This window comes from Atopococcus tabaci DSM 17538 (assembly GCF_000429585.1).
Taxonomy (GTDB): domain Bacteria; phylum Bacillota; class Bacilli; order Lactobacillales; family Carnobacteriaceae_A; genus Atopococcus; species Atopococcus tabaci.
This window is the reverse complement of record NZ_AUCD01000122.1, coordinates 1-1,677: the sequence shown is the minus strand read 5'-3', so window position 1 is coordinate 1,677 and position 1,677 is coordinate 1. Positions and strand designations below refer to the sequence as shown.

The 1,677-nt window shown below is 45.7% G+C and carries 1 protein-coding gene and 1 other RNA gene; one reads left to right on the top strand and one right to left on the bottom strand.

The genetic code is table 11. The features are described from left to right. Positions 1-74: 74 nt before the first annotated feature. Positions 75-839 (bottom strand): NAD-dependent protein deacylase, encoded by a 765-nt coding sequence (locus tag G470_RS0111585; RefSeq protein WP_035445675.1) that lies wholly within the window; start codon positions 837-839, stop codon positions 75-77. 226 nt (positions 840-1,065) lie between these two features. On the opposite strand from G470_RS0111585, the gene ssrA reads away from it, so the two are divergent. Continuing rightward, positions 1,066-1,432, top strand: a transfer-messenger RNA (tmRNA) gene (gene ssrA / locus G470_RS14315). Positions 1,433-1,677 lie beyond the last annotated feature (245 nt).

The window sequence follows — 1,677 nt, the reverse complement described above, 5'->3', positions numbered from 1 at the left end:
ACTTAAGATATTGAACCGCCGTATACGGAACCGTACGTACGGTGGTGTGAGAGGACGATAAATGAATGAATCATTTATCTCCTACTCGATTTTGGTTGGTTTACTTCCAATTGGCTGAAAATTTCTCCGATAGGGTGTTGGATAAACAAATCAACCGGCAGTTTTCCGGTGTCGATGGGTTCGGTGTTGACCACCACCACTCGGTCGCCGTTGAACCGGCGGATCAGATTTTTAGCCGGGTTCACCGTCAAAGAAGTGCCGGCAATGATCAACAGGTCGGCTTTTCGAATGGTCTCCCGGCTTTTTTCCAACAGTCGTCTGTCCGGATGTTCGCCAAAATAGACCACTGCCGGACGAATGATTCCTTGGTCGATATGGCAGCGCGGAATGCCTCTTTCATCATAGGCCAATTCTTCGTAAGAAAAATGCCGTTCGCACTCCATGCAGTACCAATACCGGTCAGTCCCGTGCAATTCAAGGACATAGCGGCTGCCGGCGGTTTGATGCAGGCCGTCGACGTTTTGGGTGATGATTCGCACGTCTTTTCCGGCTTGTTCCAAATCGGCCAGGTACCGGTGGGCGGCGTTGGGGTAGACGGGTTTGGCGGCTTTTTCTCTTCTGCGGCGTTCGAAGAAGTCTTCCGGATGCTGTAACAAGTACCGTTTGCTCATCAACACTTCCGGATCCAAGTCCCGTTTTTCCATCTCGGAATACGTTCCTTCGGGAGAGCGGTAATCCGGGATGCCGCTTTCCGTGGACACGCCGGCCCCGCCGAAAAACGCAATCAAGGAAGCTTCATCAATATAGTTTTGCAATAAAGCGATTGAATCTTTGGTCATGGAAGGATCCGCCTTTTCAAAGAAATGATGTTCTCTTTCATTCTAACAAATGACAAAGAGAAATACAGCTCGTTTAGGGAAACAAGTGTTCATCAAACAGTCACAAACGTTGTGTTTATGGGCGTCTGCCCTTTATTTTTTTCGTTGAATGTGTTATTATATGAAATGTAGAGAAGAGAGAAAGTTTGCAGGCTTGTGATTCAACCAAGCAGCTTCACTTCGTAACGGGGACGTTACGGATTCGACAGGCATAGGTTGAGCTCGAGTTGCGTTCCGCAGGTTACGGCTGCGTATCAACGTTACAGTTAAACTAACTGCAAACAATAACGAAAACTCTTACGCTTTAGCTGCCTAAAAACAGCTTAGTGTGATCCGTCCGGCATCGCCCATGTGCTCGGAGCCGGGTCCTATAATTAAGTGGGATACGCCGCTTCTTTCCGTCTGTAAGAAGTGGAAGAGATCATCAGACTAGCGAACCACGACGCCTGTCTTACGGCTGCTGGTGAGCGAATCTTCAAGTAGTAAGACTATGAACGTAGATGCTTGAGTGGCAATGTGTCTGGACAGGGGTTCGACTCCCCTCGTCTCCATGAATATGGGAAAATATTAGGTTTGTAAATGCTGAATTCTCAGTGTCTACAAACCTTTTTTGTTGTCTACGATGACTGCGTAAACGAATTAGCATTGAATTGTGCAGAGATATAAATAATTTTGATATATGAACTGAAGAAGTAAAAAAATATTTTTAAGTCAAGTCCATAATCCTGTGTAAAATACTATACAATGTTTTACCGGTCTCTCATTGATCAAACTTAATATATTTTCTTGTAGAACTGAG